Source organism: Stenotrophomonas sp. ZAC14D2_NAIMI4_6 (assembly GCF_003086875.1).
Taxonomy (GTDB): Bacteria; Pseudomonadota; Gammaproteobacteria; order Xanthomonadales; family Xanthomonadaceae; genus Stenotrophomonas.
On record NZ_CP025996.1, the window covers coordinates 1,493,297 to 1,507,213 of the forward strand.

At 67.9% G+C, this 13,917-nt stretch carries 11 protein-coding genes; 6 read left to right on the forward strand and 5 right to left on the reverse strand.

What is annotated here, in order from left to right; all coding sequences use genetic code 11:
• Positions 1–42: 42 nt before the first annotated feature.
• Positions 43–1,395, reverse strand: a complete 1,353-nt coding sequence (locus C1933_RS06810) for an aspartate aminotransferase family protein (RefSeq protein ID WP_108752650.1) — start codon at positions 1,393–1,395, stop codon at positions 43–45.
• Between the two features lie 119 nt (positions 1,396–1,514).
• Here C1933_RS06810 and C1933_RS06815 point away from each other — a divergent pair, with 119 nt between their 5' ends.
• Both C1933_RS06815 and C1933_RS06820 read left to right on the forward strand, forming a co-directional pair.
• A complete protein-coding gene (locus tag C1933_RS06815) occupies positions 1,515–3,011 on the forward strand; it encodes an aldehyde dehydrogenase (RefSeq protein ID WP_108752651.1) in 1,497 nt (498 codons plus the stop codon).
• Between the two features lie 347 nt (positions 3,012–3,358).
• Positions 3,359–4,639, forward strand: a complete 1,281-nt coding sequence (locus C1933_RS06820; protein WP_108752652.1) for an MFS transporter — start codon at positions 3,359–3,361, stop codon at positions 4,637–4,639.
• Positions 4,640–4,645: 6 nt separating this feature from the next.
• On the opposite strand, the gene C1933_RS06825 is transcribed toward C1933_RS06820, so the two are convergent.
• Together C1933_RS06825 and C1933_RS06830 are read right to left on the reverse strand one after the other, a co-directional pair.
• Positions 4,646–5,107, reverse strand: a complete 462-nt coding sequence (locus C1933_RS06825) for a bacteriohemerythrin (protein WP_108749130.1) — start codon at positions 5,105–5,107, stop codon at positions 4,646–4,648.
• A gap of 86 nt (positions 5,108–5,193) precedes the next feature.
• Positions 5,194–6,537 (reverse strand): diguanylate cyclase, encoded by a 1,344-nt coding sequence (locus C1933_RS06830; RefSeq protein WP_108754764.1) that lies wholly within the window; start codon positions 6,535–6,537, stop codon positions 5,194–5,196.
• Positions 6,538–6,821: 284 nt separating this feature from the next.
• Here C1933_RS06830 and C1933_RS06835 point away from each other — a divergent pair, with 284 nt between their 5' ends.
• Positions 6,822–7,253: a hypothetical protein gene (locus tag C1933_RS06835; RefSeq protein ID WP_108749131.1), complete on the forward strand. Its 432-nt coding sequence runs from the start codon at positions 6,822–6,824 to the stop codon at positions 7,251–7,253.
• A 50-nt stretch (positions 7,254–7,303) separates the two neighbouring features.
• Here the strand turns inward: C1933_RS06835 and C1933_RS06840 are convergent, their stop codons facing one another.
• Together C1933_RS06840 and C1933_RS06845 are read right to left on the reverse strand one after the other, a co-directional pair.
• On the reverse strand, positions 7,304–8,884 hold the full coding sequence (locus C1933_RS06840; RefSeq protein WP_234414668.1) for an MASE1 domain-containing protein: 1,581 nt from the start codon (positions 8,882–8,884) through the stop codon (positions 7,304–7,306).
• 178 nt (positions 8,885–9,062) lie between these two features.
• Entirely contained in the window at positions 9,063–10,301 is a 1,239-nt protein-coding gene (locus C1933_RS06845; RefSeq protein ID WP_234414713.1) for an FAD-binding oxidoreductase, read from the reverse strand.
• Positions 10,302–10,500: 199 nt separating this feature from the next.
• Here C1933_RS06845 and C1933_RS06850 point away from each other — a divergent pair, with 199 nt between their 5' ends.
• The 3 genes from C1933_RS06850 (at position 10,501) to C1933_RS06860 (ending at position 13,859) form a co-directional block, all read left to right on the forward strand.
• The gene (locus C1933_RS06850) at positions 10,501–11,262 is read left to right on the forward strand and encodes a gamma-glutamyl-gamma-aminobutyrate hydrolase family protein (RefSeq protein WP_108752655.1); all 762 of its coding nucleotides are present in this window, start codon (positions 10,501–10,503) and stop codon (positions 11,260–11,262) included.
• Complete coding sequence (locus C1933_RS06855; protein ID WP_108752656.1) at positions 11,259–12,656, forward strand: glutamine synthetase family protein; 1,398 nt, start codon at positions 11,259–11,261, stop codon at positions 12,654–12,656. Before C1933_RS06850 ends, C1933_RS06855 begins: the two co-directional genes overlap by 4 nt.
• 90 nt (positions 12,657–12,746) lie before the next feature.
• Positions 12,747–13,859, forward strand: a complete 1,113-nt coding sequence (locus C1933_RS06860) for a polyamine ABC transporter substrate-binding protein (protein ID WP_108752657.1) — start codon at positions 12,747–12,749, stop codon at positions 13,857–13,859.
• Positions 13,860–13,917: the final 58 nt, after the last annotated feature.

Sequence of the window (13,917 nt, forward strand, 5' to 3'; positions counted from 1 at the left end):
CGGAACCGACCATTGTACCCGCTCGCCCGGTCCGGCCCCGGCTCAGGCGGTGGCCCGGATCATCTCGCCCAGGATGCCGGTGATCTGGTCGATCTGTGGCTTGTCCACGATCAGCGGCGGTGACAGCGCGATGATGTCGCCGGTGCAGCGCACCAGCAGCCGGCCATCGTGGAAGCAGCGCCGGAACACCTCGTAGCCGCGGCTGCCGGGAGCATCGCGGCGCGGCGCCAGCTCCACCGCACCGACCAGGCCGAAGTTGCGGATGTCGATCACGTTGGGCAGGCCCTGCAGCGCGTGCAGGCGTTCCTGCCAATACTCGCCCAGCTCGATGGCGCGCTCGAACAGCCGTTCTTCGGCGTAGATGTCCAGCGTAGCCAGCGCCGCGGCGCAGGCCAACGGGTGGCCCGAGTACGTATAGCCATGGAACAGTTCGATCGCCTGCGCCGGGCCCTGCATGAAGCTGGCATGCACGCTGTCGCTGACCAGCACCCCGCCCAGCGGCACGGCGCCGTTGCTGGCGCCCTTGGCGAAGGTCAGCAGGTCCGGGGTGACCCCGAAGCGCTGTGCTGCGAAGGGCATGCCGACCCGCCCAAAGCCGGTGATCACTTCGTCGAACACCAGCAGGATGCCGTGCTGGTCGCAGATCTCGCGCAGGCGCTGCAGGTAGCCGGGGGCGGGCAGGATCACCCCGGCCGAGCCGGCCACCGGCTCGACGAACACCGCGGCAATGGTGGACGGGTCGTGCAGGGCGACCAGCCGTTCCAGGTCATCGGCCAGTTCGGCACCCTGCCGCGGCAGGCCCTTGCTGAAGGCGTTGCGCTCCAGGTCCAGGGTGTGCCGCAGGTAGTCCACGCCGCCCAGTTGCAGGCCGAACTGTTTGCGGTTGTTGGGCAGTCCGCCCAGCGCCATGCCGCCGAAACCCACCCCGTGGTAGCCCTTTTCGCGGCTGATGAAGCGGGTGCGCTGGCCTTCGCCGCGCAGCCGATGGTGGGCCAGCACGATCTTCATCGCGGTATCCACCGCTTCCGAGCCGGAACTGGTCAGGAACACATGGTTCAGGCTGGCCGGGGCCAGTGCGGCCAGGCGCTGGGCCAGGGCGAAGGCCGGCGGTGAACCCATCTGGAAGCCGGGCGCGTAGTCCAGCGTGGCGGCCTGGTCGGCGATGGCCTTGATGATGCCGGGACGGGCGTGGCCGGCGTTGCAGCACCACAGGCCGGCCGTGCCATCGAGGATGCTGCGCCCGTCCACATCTTCGTAGTGCATGCCGGCCGCGCGCACCAGCATGCGTGGCGCACCCTTGTACTGACGGTTGGCGGTGAACGGCATCCAGTACGCATCGAGCGATTCGGGGCGCTGGGTCGCCAGCGCGTGCGGGTCGATCGCGGGATTCTTCATGCCGCCTCCGTCGGGTCCGTTGCGCTGACTGTAGCGCAGCCGGTGGGCGCGATGTCCGCTCACGGGCGGAATGCGGGCGTGGCGGTATAACCGGGGCAGTTCTCCACCCGGAACCGGACATGGCCGACTTCCCCGACCGCAGCCGTTGGCAGGCACTGGCCGGTCAGCTGACCCTGCCATCGCAGGCCTTCATCGATGGCCGCTACGTGGACGCGGCCAGCGGCGCCCGCTTCGACTGCATCAGCCCCATCGATGGGCGCGTGCTGGGCCCGGTGGCCGACTGCGATGCACACGATGTGGACCGTGCGGTACTGGCCGCGCGCCGCGCGTTCGATGCGGGCCACTGGTCGCAGGCCAGTCCCTCCCATCGCAAGCGCGTGTTGCAGGCGCTTGCCGCGCTGGTGGAACACCATGCCGACGAACTGGCCCTGCTGGAAACCCTGGACATGGGCAAGCCGGTGCGCGATGCGCGGCGCATCGACCTGCCTGGCGTGGTGCGCTGCCTCGCTTGGACGGCCGAGGCGGTGGACAAGCTGTACGGCGGGATAGCGCCCACCGGGCCGCACGAACTGGGCCTGGTCAGTCGCGAGCCTGCCGGTGTGGTGGGCGCCATCGTGCCGTGGAATTTCCCGCTGCTGATGGCCTGCTGGAAGATCGCGCCGGCACTGGCGATGGGCAATTCGGTGGTGCTGAAGCCGTCCGAACGTTCACCGTTGAGCGCGCTGCGGCTGGCCGCGCTGGCCGCCGAAGCCGGGCTGCCGGACGGTGTGCTGAACGTGCTGCCGGGCCATGGCGAACGCGTGGGCGAACCGCTGGCCCTGCACATGGGCGTGGACGTGCTGGCCTTCACCGGTTCCACCGCCACCGGCGCCCGGCTGCTGCAGTACGCCGGGCGTTCCAACCTGAAACGGGTCTGGCTGGAGTGCGGTGGCAAGAGCCCGCACCTGGTCTTTGCCGATGCACCGGATCTGGATGCCGCGGCCAAGGGCGTGGCGCAGGGCATCTTCTTCAATCAGGGTGAGGTCTGCACGGCGGGCGCGCGCCTGTTGGTGGAGCGCTCGATCCGTGATGATTTCGTGCACCAGGTGCTGGCGTACGCGCGGCACATGCAGCCGCGGCATCCGCTGGAAGCGGACGCGCCGATGGGCGCGCTGGTGGATGCGGCGCACGTGGAAAAAGTGCTGGCCGATATCGCCCGCGCCGAGGCCGACGGTGCGCGCCTGCTGTTGGGTGGGCAACGCGCGCAGGTCGAGGCGGGCGGATGCTACGTGCAGCCCACCGTGTTCGACCAGGTGCGGCCGGAACAGGCGCTGGCCCGCGAAGAAGTGTTCGGGCCGGTGCTGGCAGTGTTGGGTTTCGACGGCGAAGCCGAGGCCGTGCGCCTGGCCAATGACAGTCGCTATGGGCTGGCCGCAGGGTTGTGGACGCGCGATCTGTGCCGCGCCCACCGCGTGGCCCGCCAGTTGCGCGCGGGCAGCGTGTGGGTGAATGGCTGGGATGGCGGAGACATGACCGCGCCGTTTGGCGGCTACAAGCAATCGGGAAATGGCCGCGACAAATCGCTGCATGCCTTCGACAAGTACAGCGAGATCAAGGCCACCTGGATCCAGTTGTAGAGTCGAGCTTGCTCGACTGCTCTTCGCTTTCTGTAGAGTCGAGCCATGCTCGACCGCTCTTCGCTTTCTGTAGAGTCGAGCCATGCTCGACTGCTCTTCGCGAACGGCAGTCGAGCAAGCTCGACTCTACAACGGCACGGCAGTCGAGCAAGCTCGACTCTACAACGGCACGGCAGTCGAGCAGGCTCGACTCTACCGGCAACGTGCGCTGATCCATGCAGTAACCGGTGGCGCAGCGTAACGCCCGGCCAGAAAAATTCCGTTGTCTTGGTGTCGGCTGAAACCATCGTCTCGTCAGGGCGTCCGCGCGTGGCAGAATCGGTCGGTCCACCTTCCACGCCTCGCCGATGTCCACGCTCTCCACTGCTGCAGCCCCCGTGAATTCGCCCCGCCGTGTGCTGCTGGCCAGCCTGATCGGCACCACCATCGAATTCTTCGATTTCTACATCTATGCCACCGCAGCGGTGCTGGTGTTCCCGCACCTGTTCTTCCCGGAAAGCAGCGACCAGGCGGCCCTGCTGCAGTCGCTGGCGACCTTCGCGGTGGCCTTCATCGCGCGGCCGGTGGGCTCGGCAGTGTTCGGCCACTTCGGCGACCGCATCGGTCGCAAGGCCACGCTGGTGGCGGCGCTGCTGACCATGGGGCTGTCAACTGTCGCTATCGGCCTGCTGCCGACCCATGCGCAGATCGGGCTATGGGCGCCGGCACTGCTGGCCCTGTGCCGTTTCGGCCAGGGCCTGGGGCTGGGCGGCGAATGGGGCGGGGCGGTGCTGCTGGCCACCGAGAACGCACCGCCGGGCAAGCGCGCCTGGTACGGCATGTTCCCGCAGCTGGGTGCGCCGCTGGGGTTCCTGTTGTCGGCGGGTATTTTCCTGCTGTTGGGGCGCTGGCTCAGTCAGCAGGATTTCCTGCAGTGGGGCTGGCGCATTCCGTTCGTGGCCAGCGCGCTGCTGGTCACGCTGGGGCTGTGGGTACGGTTGAAGATCCACGAAACGCCGGATTTCCAGAAGGCACTGGATCGCAAGGCGCCGGTGCGCCTGCCGATGTGGACCGTGCTGCGCCACCATGCCGTACCCATGCTGCTGGGCACGCTGGGCGCCTTTGCCACCTTCGTGCTGTTCTACCTGATGACGGTGTTCAGCCTGGGCCACGGCACCGCGGTGCTGGGCTACAGCCGCGAGCAGTTCCTGCTGATGCAGATGGTGGCCATGCTGTTCTTCGCCATTGGCATCCCGTTGTCGGCGCGCTATGGCGACCGCTGGGGCACGCGCCGCACGATGATCATCGCCAGCGTGCTGATCCTGGGCTTCGGTGTGCTGTTCGCGCCGCTGTTCCAGGCGCACAGCCCGTGGCTGGTGCTCACCTTCCTGTGCCTGGGGCTGTTCCTGATGGGCCTGACCTACGGCCCCTGCGGCACCTTCCTGGCTGAGATCTATCCGGTGGAGGTGCGCTACACCGGCGCCTCGCTGTCGTTCAACCTGGCCGGCATCCTGGGCGCGGCGCCGGCACCGTATCTGGCCACCTGGCTGGCCGAACGCTTCGGACTGGTGGCGGTGGGCTACTACCTGTGCCTGACCGCGGTGGCCACGCTGTGCGCGCTGGTGGCGCTGCACCGGCGCGGTCGTTGACGGCCGTCAGCCGAAGATGCGCTTGAGCGTGCGGCCCAGCCAACCGCCGCTCTGGTGCTCGCGGGTGAACTGGTTCAAGTGCGCCTTCACCTGCTCGGCATAGGCCTGGTCGTCGCCACGGATGTGGTTGAACAACCAGCGCGAGAGCATGGTGCGCAGCTCGTCGCTGACATCCTCGCCAGCCTGGAAACGCAACCGGTACTCGGCCACGCGCTTGATGAAGATTTCATGCACGCGCTTGTGCGCCGCGCAGAACGGGTAGCCCGCTTCCTCCATCAATTCCTCTTCGAACGCGAAGTGGGACATGGTGTAGTCCACCACCTCGTCGATCACCTCGGCCACCGCCACCCGCTGCAGGCTGGACTGCGCTACGTGCAGGTGGTTGAGCATTTCCACGATGCGACGATGCTGCTGGTCGATCACATCGATGCCCGTGTTCAGATCGTCCTGCCAGAGCAGTAGTGCCATCCGTGCGCCCCCCTTCATGCTGATGTCGGGTGCGACTGTAGGCGCGCGCCCGGCAGGCGGCGTTGATCTGGATCAAAGCATGCGTGTCAGGATAAAGCAGGCTCACGCGCGCGCTGCGGCGGTGCCACCGTGGTGCTGCTGACCCGGTTGCGGCCGCCGGCCTTGGCCAGGTACAGCTGGCGGTCGGCTTCGGAAATCAGCCGGTGCAGCGAATCGCGCTGCGGCTGCAGGCAGCACAGGCCAATGCTGACGGTCATGCGCAGGGTGGCGGTGCCGATATCCACCTGCAGCGCGGCGATGCGCTGGCGCAGTTCCTCGAAGTACTGCAGCGCTTCGTCCTGTTCCATGTCCGGCACCAGCAGGCAGAACTCTTCGCCACCAAAGCGTGCGATCAGGTCCTGGCTGCGCGCATGGTCGCCCACCGCGCGGGCGACGGCGCGCAGGGCATCGTCGCCGGCTTCGTGGCCGTAGGTATCGTTGATGTGCTTGAAGTGGTCGATGTCGATCATCGCCACCGCCACGCTCTGGCCATGCAGCTGCAGTTGCGGCAGCTGGCGCTGGCTCTGTTCCAGAAAACAGCGGCGGTTGGGCAGGCCGGTGAGGAAATCACGGGTGGCCAGATCCTGCAGGGTACCGATCAGTTCCAGCTGGTCCACGTTCTGCGAGACGCGGCAGAAGAATTCTTCGCGCGAGAATGGCTTGCGCAGGAAATCGTTGGCGCCGTTCTTCAGGAAGCGCGGGATCAACGAGGCGTCGGTGTTGCCGGAAATACCGATCACCGCCACCTTGTCGCGCGAGCGCAGGGTACGCAGGCGGCGGGTGAATTCCACGCCCTGCATGCCCGGCATTTCCTGGTCCACTACCGCCAGGCGGATGGCCGGATGGGCCTCGATGGCGGCCAGGCCCTCGTTGCCATCGGCTGCTTCGTACACTTCATGGCCGTACATGCGCAGCAGCGCGGCTGCATAACCCCGTGCGGATGGCGAATCGTCCACCACCAGCGCGGCGATGCGCCGGTTGCGCTCCAGCCGCTGTACCAGCCAGACCAGGTAATCGATGCTGCCCGGGGTGTTCTTCAGCACATAGTCGATGATCTGCTGCTGCAGCACGCGCTTGCGCAGGTCTTCGTCATACACGCCGCTGACCACCACGGTGGGCAGATCGCGCTTCAGGAAGAACTCGACCACCGCATCGCGGTCACCATCGGCCAGCACCAGTCCGGTCAGTACCAGGAACCAGCCGTCTTCCTCGCTCAGCAGGCGGCCGGCCTCGGCCAGGGTGGACGCCACCACCACAGGCAGCTCCAGGCGCTGTTCGATCGCCTCGCGCAGCATGCCGGTGAACGCACGTGAATTTTCCACCAGCAGGATCCGCTGCGGCAGGGGATCGGCCAGGTCGCCATCGACAACGACCTGCGGCAGGACGGGCATGGTGCGGTGGCTCACGTGGGAGGGCTTGGCCGGGGTAGCGGCCGTTGCAGCCGAAACTTTAGCCCAGGGTGGCCGGTGGCAGCGGGGGCGGCACATGGCTGCGCTGGCCCCGGACCGGTATGCTCGGTGCCGCTACCCGACCGTCCTGGCCGGGGGCCCTCGGAGTTCCTGGGCACCGCCGGTGCCCGCGCCGATGCACACCGGTTGTGCCAGGCGAACGCGGCAGTGCCTGGCCGCCCATCAACATTCAATCCACAAGGGGGTTGCCCGTGCGTTTTTCCCGTATGCGTATCGCAATTGCAGCGGCTGCGCTGCTGTCCACGCCGATGATTGCTGCAGCCGCCTGCTGCCCCAGCGACGGCAATGGTATCCAGCTGGCCAAGAGTGGTCTGGGCGAAGCGCTGCCCGCCGCACTGAACCTGAGCCAGGATCCGGCCTGGCAGGTCTATGGGTTCCAGCGCGATGGCATCACCTATTTCCAGGTGAATGACCTGACCGGTCAGGTGAAGCTGATCGTCGGCACGCTGGACAACGTGTTCTGGACCCTGCCGGCCGGCAAGTCGCCGGCGAAGACCTCGTTGCCCTCGCAGCGTCTGGTGATTCCAGCCAACGCATCGCGCCAGGTGGTGTACCGCCGCGCCGAGTTCTCGCTGGTGGTCTACGGCAAGGGCGCCGATGCGATCTGGTCGGTGGAACTGCCGGGCGAAGGCCAGTAAGCACGGTGCATGACCGGCCCTGCTGCATGCGGGGCCGGTCGTTGCTGCGCTCAACCCAGGCCGTGCGGCGCCAGCCGTGCCCGCAGCGGGGCGTCCTGTTCCACCTGTGCCGGTGAATCCAGCAGCAGCATGCGGATGCGGTTGCCACGGCAGTCCACGCGGCCGCCGTAGGCGATGGCCCGCGCGCTCAGCCGGCGCCGCGCCAGCGCCATGGTTTCCTCCGACAGCGTACGGTGGCGGTCCAGCAGACCCACCGTTACTACGATTCCGCGCTGCGCGCCGCGTCGGCCGCAGCGTGCGCGCACCTGGATCTGCCCACGCTCGCCGTTCAGCAGCAGCGACACGGCCTCGGCCAGGGTGCGGTAGGTGGCCAACTGCAGGCCCAGGTTCAACTGGCAGGGGTCGCCCTGCAGCTGGTGACGGCCCAGGCGATCTGTCGCGTCCCAGGCCTGGTGGATGCCGCTGGCCTGCAGGGCCAGGTACAGCCCCAGCTGCTCCAGCTCGGCCGGGTAGACCATGCTGGTCAGCTCGCGGAACTGTCGTGAATGGCTCGTCGCGGTGCCCAGCAGTTGCCGCGCGGGTTCGTGGTGGCCGTGCAGCTTCAGCAGTTCGGCGGTCTCGCCCAGCGATGCTTCAATGTCATCGGCAATCCGGCGCAGCGCCAACGCACGCTGGCGCAGGTCCATTTCGTTGGCGATGTGCGCGTTGCGGGAAAAGTCGGCGGCCTGCCGACCGGCCTGGTCGTGGTGCGCGTACTGGTGGTAGTGCTGGCTGATGCGCGAGCCCAGTGCCAGCAGCGCGGTACCGGCCACCGCCACGATCTGCACGGTCATGAAGGTGCGCTCGTCGAACGAGCCGGGCAGGCCACTGCTGGGCGTGCCCACGCTGATCAGCATGTTCAACAGCGGCACGGCCACCGCCGCGCCACGCCAGCCGTGCATGCAGGTCAGAGCCACCGCAGGCAGGGCCATCAGCAGCTGCAGGCTGGTCTTGGCCGGATCGGAACTGGCGCCGGCCCAGATTGCCGTGCCGCCCAGCAGCAGCAGGGCTGCCAGCGATGCCAGCGTCGGCCACTGCCGCCAGCTGGACCAGTCATGGCCCGCACTGCGCTGCGACCACAGCAGGGCCAGCGGTACCACGGTGATGATGGCGATGTAGTCGCCCAGCACGTAGCGCACGGCGGTGCCCAGCACCGGATCGGACGGCGGGGTGGGCCACAGCAGATGGGCCAGGCCCAGCTTCAGTACCGCGGTGGCCAGCGCGGCCCACGCGGCGATGGACAGCACCCAGCCTTCACCGGCCGTGGCCAGGCGACGACGGTGCAGGCCCACCACCAGGGCGACCGCCGGTATCAGGCAGGCCGATGCCAGCACCACCCACGGCAGGCCATAGCGGTCGACCATGGGGTAGCGCATCTGCGCGAAGTAGGCGTATTCGCCCAGGATCAGATAGCCCCACAGCCGGGGTGGGCACAGCAGCAGCGCGGCCACGCGGATGCCGGCCGGCAGGTAGAACTGGTCCAGCGAAATCTGCCGGGTGGCCCAGCAGGCAAGCGCATACAGCGCCGCCAGAGCAAGCCCCGCCGGCCGGATACGCACATCCAGGCGAATTCCATTCGTCCACCAGTTCAATCGCAAGCCTCCCTTGCTGCTGCGCGTAAGCGCCACCCAGGCATCGCACCTGGCCCCAGTCCGCGACAGTATCGGCTGACGCGGACGCTTGCAATTGCCTGCAACCGGCGTGCCGGGGCGGCCGGTGCCCACTGCGGGCCGCCGGTGCTGACCGGGTTCACACTTTCACATCAGGCGGTTACCACAGGGCATCGCGCAGCTTGTACCAGGACATGGCCGCCACCAGCAGCGGGGTACGCAGCAGGCGCCCGCCGGGGAAGGGGGCGTGGTGCAGGCGCTGGTACACGTCCAGGCGTTCGCTTTGGCCGGCGATCGCCGCGGCGATCACCTCGCCGGCCAGCCCGGCCGCGGCCACGCCGTGGCCGGAAAAGCCCTGCGCGAAGTACAGGGTGGGGTCCAGCCGGCCCCAGTGCGGGGCGCGGTTGCGGGTGATGTCCACGAAGCCGCCCCAGACCTGTTCCAGGCCAACATCGGCCAGCTGTGGGAAGACCTGGTGCATGCGCCGCTGCATCACCCCGCGCAGGCCCGGCGGTGGCAGCGCCGAATAGCTGGCGCGGCCGCCGAACAGCAGGCGGTGGTCGTGGCTGAGGCGGAAGTAGTCCAGCGCCCAGGCGGTGTCTGCCACCGCCATGTTGTTGGCGATCAATGCGCGCGCGCGTTCGGCGCCCAGCGGTGCGCTGGCGCCCACGTAGGTGCCGACCGGCATGATGCGGCGCTCCAGGTCGGGCAACAGGCCCTGCAGCAGCGCGTTGCCCGCCACCACCAGATGGCGGGCGTGCACGCTGCCGGCGGCCGTGTGCAGGGCCGGCGCCGATCCGCGCTGCAGCCGCACCACCGGTGAGCGTTCGTGGATGACCACCCCGGCCGCACGCGCCGCGTCGGCCAGGCCGCGTGCATAGGCCAGCGGGTGCAGGTGGGCGCTGAGCGGGTCGAACATGGCCGCGCGGTAGCGCGGGCTATCCAATTGGGCGGCAAGGGTGGGGCGGTCCCACCATTGCATGGGGTAGTCGTAGTGGCGCTGCAGGTGTTCGCAATGCCCCCGCAGGTCGCGCTCGTGGCGGGCGCGGATGGCCACGCTGGCGTGGCCTTCCACCCAGTGGCAATCAATGGCATGGCGATCGATGCGCCGGCGCATGGCCTGCACGGCCTCGCGTGACCAGTCGAACAGCAGGCGGGCGTCGGCGCGGCCGACCTCGCGCTCCAGCGTGTCCACTTCGCAGCCGTAGCCCACCAGCGCCTGGCCGCCGTTGCGGCCCGACGCCCCCCAGCCGATCCGCTGCGCTTCCAGCACCACCACCCGGTAGCCGCGCGCGGCCAGTTCCAGCGCGGCGGTCAAGCCGGTGTAGCCGGCGCCCAGTACCGCCACGTCGGCCCGTATCTGGCCCTGCAGGGGCGGCAGTGGCGACGGCTCGGGCAGGCTGGCCGCATACCAGCTGGGCGGGAAGGCCGCGCTCACAGCGTTCCTCGCAGGCGCGCGGTGGGCGGTTCGGACGGGGCAGGGGAGGCGCTGTTCACGCGGGTAGTTTCGCCCAGCGGCGTGCCCGTGGACGTGATGGCGGCGGCTTGCCGCCGTGGTCGCGGCGCAGGTACCGTGCAGGCACGCCAAGGAGTCCTGCATGCGCCGCCTGCCCGCGGTGGGCCTGCCCACCGACAGCACCGTCATGGGCCACCATCGTTTCGCGGTGGCCGGCGAAAAATACGTCCGCGCGCTGGTGGACGCCGCCGAGGTGACGCCGTGGCTGCTGCCCAGCCTGCAACCGCCGTTGCCTGCCGCAGACTGGCTGCAGGATCTGGATGGGCTGCTGCTGACCGGCGCGGTCAGCAACATCGAGCCGCAACATTACGAAGGCGGGCGCACCTGGCCGGGAAACCCGCATGACCCGGCGCGCGATGCCAACGCGTTCGCGCTGCTGCCGGCCGCCCTTGCGCTGGACCTGCCGGTGCTGGCGGTCTGCCGCGGCTTCCAGGAACTGAATGTCAGCCTGGGCGGAAGCCTGCACCCGCAGGTACATGCCGTGCCGGGCCTGGCCGACCATCGTGAAGATCCGCTGGCCCCGGTCGAGGTGCAGTACGGGCCGGCGCACAGCGTGCAACTGGTCGCCGGCGGCTGGCTTTCACAGTGGCACGGCGGCGACACGGCGCGGGTCAATTCGGTGCACGGGCAGGGCATTGCGCGGCTGGCACCGGCGTTGCAGGTCGAGGCCACCGCCAGCGATGGTCTGGTCGAAGCCGCACGCAGTGGCCACCACCGCTTCGTGCTGGGCGTACAGTGGCACCCGGAGTGGCGTGTCACGCAGACGCCGTTCTATCACGCTATTTTCCGTGCTTTCGGCCAAGCTTGCCGTCAGTACCAACAGAAACGACTGGATGCCCGATGAGTTCCCGACCGCGCCCGCGCAAGACGGCCACGCCCCCCGAGCCGCAGGAAAGCAGCCTGCTGCGCTGGCTGAAGGAACGGCGCATCACCGAAGTGGAATGCCTGGTGCCGGACATCACCGGCAACGCGCGCGGCAAGATCATTCCCGCCGACAAGTTCTCGCACGACTACGGCACGCGCCTGCCCGAGGGCATCTTCGCCACCACCGTCACCGGCGAATTTCCCGATGACTACTACGACCTGACCTCGCCGTCGGACTCGGACATGATGCTGCGCCCGGACCCGGACACGGTGCGCATGGTGCCGTGGGCGGCCGATGCCACCGCGCAGGTCATCCATGACTGTTACACCAAGAGCGGCGAGCCGCACGAGCTGGCCCCGCGCAACGTACTGCGCCGCGTGCTGGCCGCCTATGCCGAACTGGGCCTGCGCCCGGTGGTGGCACCGGAACTGGAATTCTTCCTGGTGCAGAAGAACACCGACCCGGACTTCCCGCTGCTGCCGCCGGCCGGCCGCTCCGGGCGCCCGGAAACGGCGCGGCAGTCGTACTCGATCGATGCGGTGAACGAATTCGATCCCATCCTCGACCTGATGTACGACTACGCCGATGCCATGAAGCTGGACGTGGACACCTTGATCCACGAATCCGGCGCGGCGCAGCTGGAGGTCAACTTCACCCATGCCGACGCGATGGACCTGGCCGACCAGGTATTCCTGTTCAAGCGCACCATGCGCGAGGCGGCCATGCGCCACGGCGTGTACGCCACCTTCCTGGCCAAGCCGATGGAGAACGAACCGGGCAGTGCGATGCACATCCACCAGAGCCTGGTGCGGGTGAGCGACGGCAGCAACGTGTTCGCCGGCGAAACCCACGCCGAAGGTGAGTTCAGCCCGGTATTCGGCCACTATCTGGGCGGCCTGCAGAAGTACGTGCCGCAGGCGATGGCCTTCTTTGCCCCCAACGTCAATTCCTACCGTCGCCTGGTGTTCGGCGAAGTCTCGCCCAGCAACGTGCACTGGGGCTATGACAACCGCACCTGCGGTCTGCGCGTGCCGCTGGACACGCCGGAGAACATGCGGGTGGAAAGCCGCTTCGCCGGTTCCGATGCCAACCCTTACCTGGCGATGGCCGCGACCCTGGCCTGCGGCCTGCTCGGTATCCGCGAGCGGCTGGCCCCGGACGCGCCGGTGACCGGCAGCGCCAAGGAGCTGGGCTACAACCTGCCGCGCTCGCTGGGCGAAGCGCTGGATGGGCTGGAACAGTGCAGTGAGCTGCAGGCCCTGCTGGGCGAGCGCTTCTGCCGCGCCTACATCTCGGTCAAGCGCAAGGAATACGAGACCTTTTTCCGGGTGATCAGCTCCTGGGAGCGTGAGTTCCTGCTGTTGAACGTGTGAAGACCTGCAATTGATGAATGAGCCGCCGGGGGGTAGGCTGGCACCCGTCGCCGGCCCGGCCGGCCCCCCACCCGCATTCTGGAGCACCCGATGAAGCTGCGTATCCTCACGCTCGGCCTGGCCTCCGCCTTGCTCGCCGCCTGTGGCGGCGGTGGCAACGGTGGCGCGCAGGACAGCAAGGTCCTGAACGTCTACAACTACAGCGACTACATCGCCGAAGACACCATCCCCAACTTCGAGAAGGAGAGCGGGACCAAGGTCACCTACGATGTGTTCGACAGCGACGAGATGGTCGAAACCAAGCTGCTGGGCGGCAACAGCGGCTACGACGTAGTGGTGCCCACGCTGAACTTCTTCGGCCGCCAGATCCAGGCCGGCGTGTTCCTGCCTTTGGACAAGAGCAAGATTCCGAACTTGGCCAACCTGGACCCGTCGGTGATGCAGCGCATCGCCACCCAGGACCCGGACAACAAGTACGGCGTGCCGTACATGATCGGCACCACCGGCATCGGCTACAACGTGGACATGCTGAAGGAGCGTTTCGGCGGCAGCGCCGACATCGCCAACAGCTGGGACCTCATTTTCAAGCCGGAAAACATCGCGAAGATGAAGGACTGCGGCGTGACCATCCTGGACACGCCGGCCGACATGATCCCGATCGCCCTGCATTACCTGGGCCTGGACCCGCACAGCGGTGACCCGGCCGAACTGCAGAAGGCCGCCGACCTGCTGAAGTCGATCCGCCCGTACGTGCAGAACTTCCACTCCTCGCAGTACGTGGGCTCGCTGGCCAACGGCGGCACTTGCCTGGTGGTGGGCTGGTCGGGTGACATCATCCAGGCCCGCGACCGCGCCGAAGAAGCCAGCAACGGCGTGCACGTGGCCTATTCGATCCCCAAGGAAGGCGCCCCGCAGTGGTTCGACATGCTGGCCATCCCCAAGGACGCCAAGCACCCCGAAGCCGCCTACGCCTTCATCAACTACCTGCTGGAACCGAAGGTTGCCGCAGCCAACACCAACTTCATTCACTACGCCAACCCGGTGACCGCCGCCACCCCGCTGGTGGACGAAGCGATCCGCACCGACCCGACCATCTACCCCCCGGCCGACGTCGCCGCGAAGATGTTCACCTACTCGATCAACACCCCGGAAACCGACAAGCTCTACACCCGCCTGTGGACCGAAGTGAAGACCGGCAAGTAAGTACCGACCGTTGGTCGGCACGCATTCTGATAGGGCCGACCAACGGTCGGCCCCCACC

Excerpts from the sequence above, each read along its gene's own strand:
- C1933_RS06820 (WP_108752652.1), top strand. The coding sequence starts at position 3,359 with ATGTCCACGCTCTCCACTGCTGCAGCCCCCGTGAATTCGCCCCGCCGT.
- C1933_RS06810 (WP_108752650.1), bottom strand. The coding sequence starts at position 1,395 with ATGAAGAATCCCGCGATCGACCCGCACGCGCTGGCGACCCAGCGCCCC.
- C1933_RS06860 (WP_108752657.1), top strand. The coding sequence starts at position 12,747 with ATGAAGCTGCGTATCCTCACGCTCGGCCTGGCCTCCGCCTTGCTCGCC.
- C1933_RS06835 (WP_108749131.1), top strand. The coding sequence starts at position 6,822 with ATGCGTATCGCAATTGCAGCGGCTGCGCTGCTGTCCACGCCGATGATT.
- C1933_RS06830 (WP_108754764.1), bottom strand. The coding sequence starts at position 6,537 with ATGCCCGTCCTGCCGCAGGTCGTTGTCGATGGCGACCTGGCCGATCCC.
- C1933_RS06825 (WP_108749130.1), bottom strand. The coding sequence starts at position 5,107 with ATGGCACTACTGCTCTGGCAGGACGATCTGAACACGGGCATCGATGTG.
- C1933_RS06815 (WP_108752651.1), top strand. The coding sequence starts at position 1,515 with ATGGCCGACTTCCCCGACCGCAGCCGTTGGCAGGCACTGGCCGGTCAG.
- C1933_RS06850 (WP_108752655.1), top strand. The coding sequence starts at position 10,501 with ATGCGCCGCCTGCCCGCGGTGGGCCTGCCCACCGACAGCACCGTCATG.
- C1933_RS06855 (WP_108752656.1), top strand. The coding sequence starts at position 11,259 with ATGAGTTCCCGACCGCGCCCGCGCAAGACGGCCACGCCCCCCGAGCCG.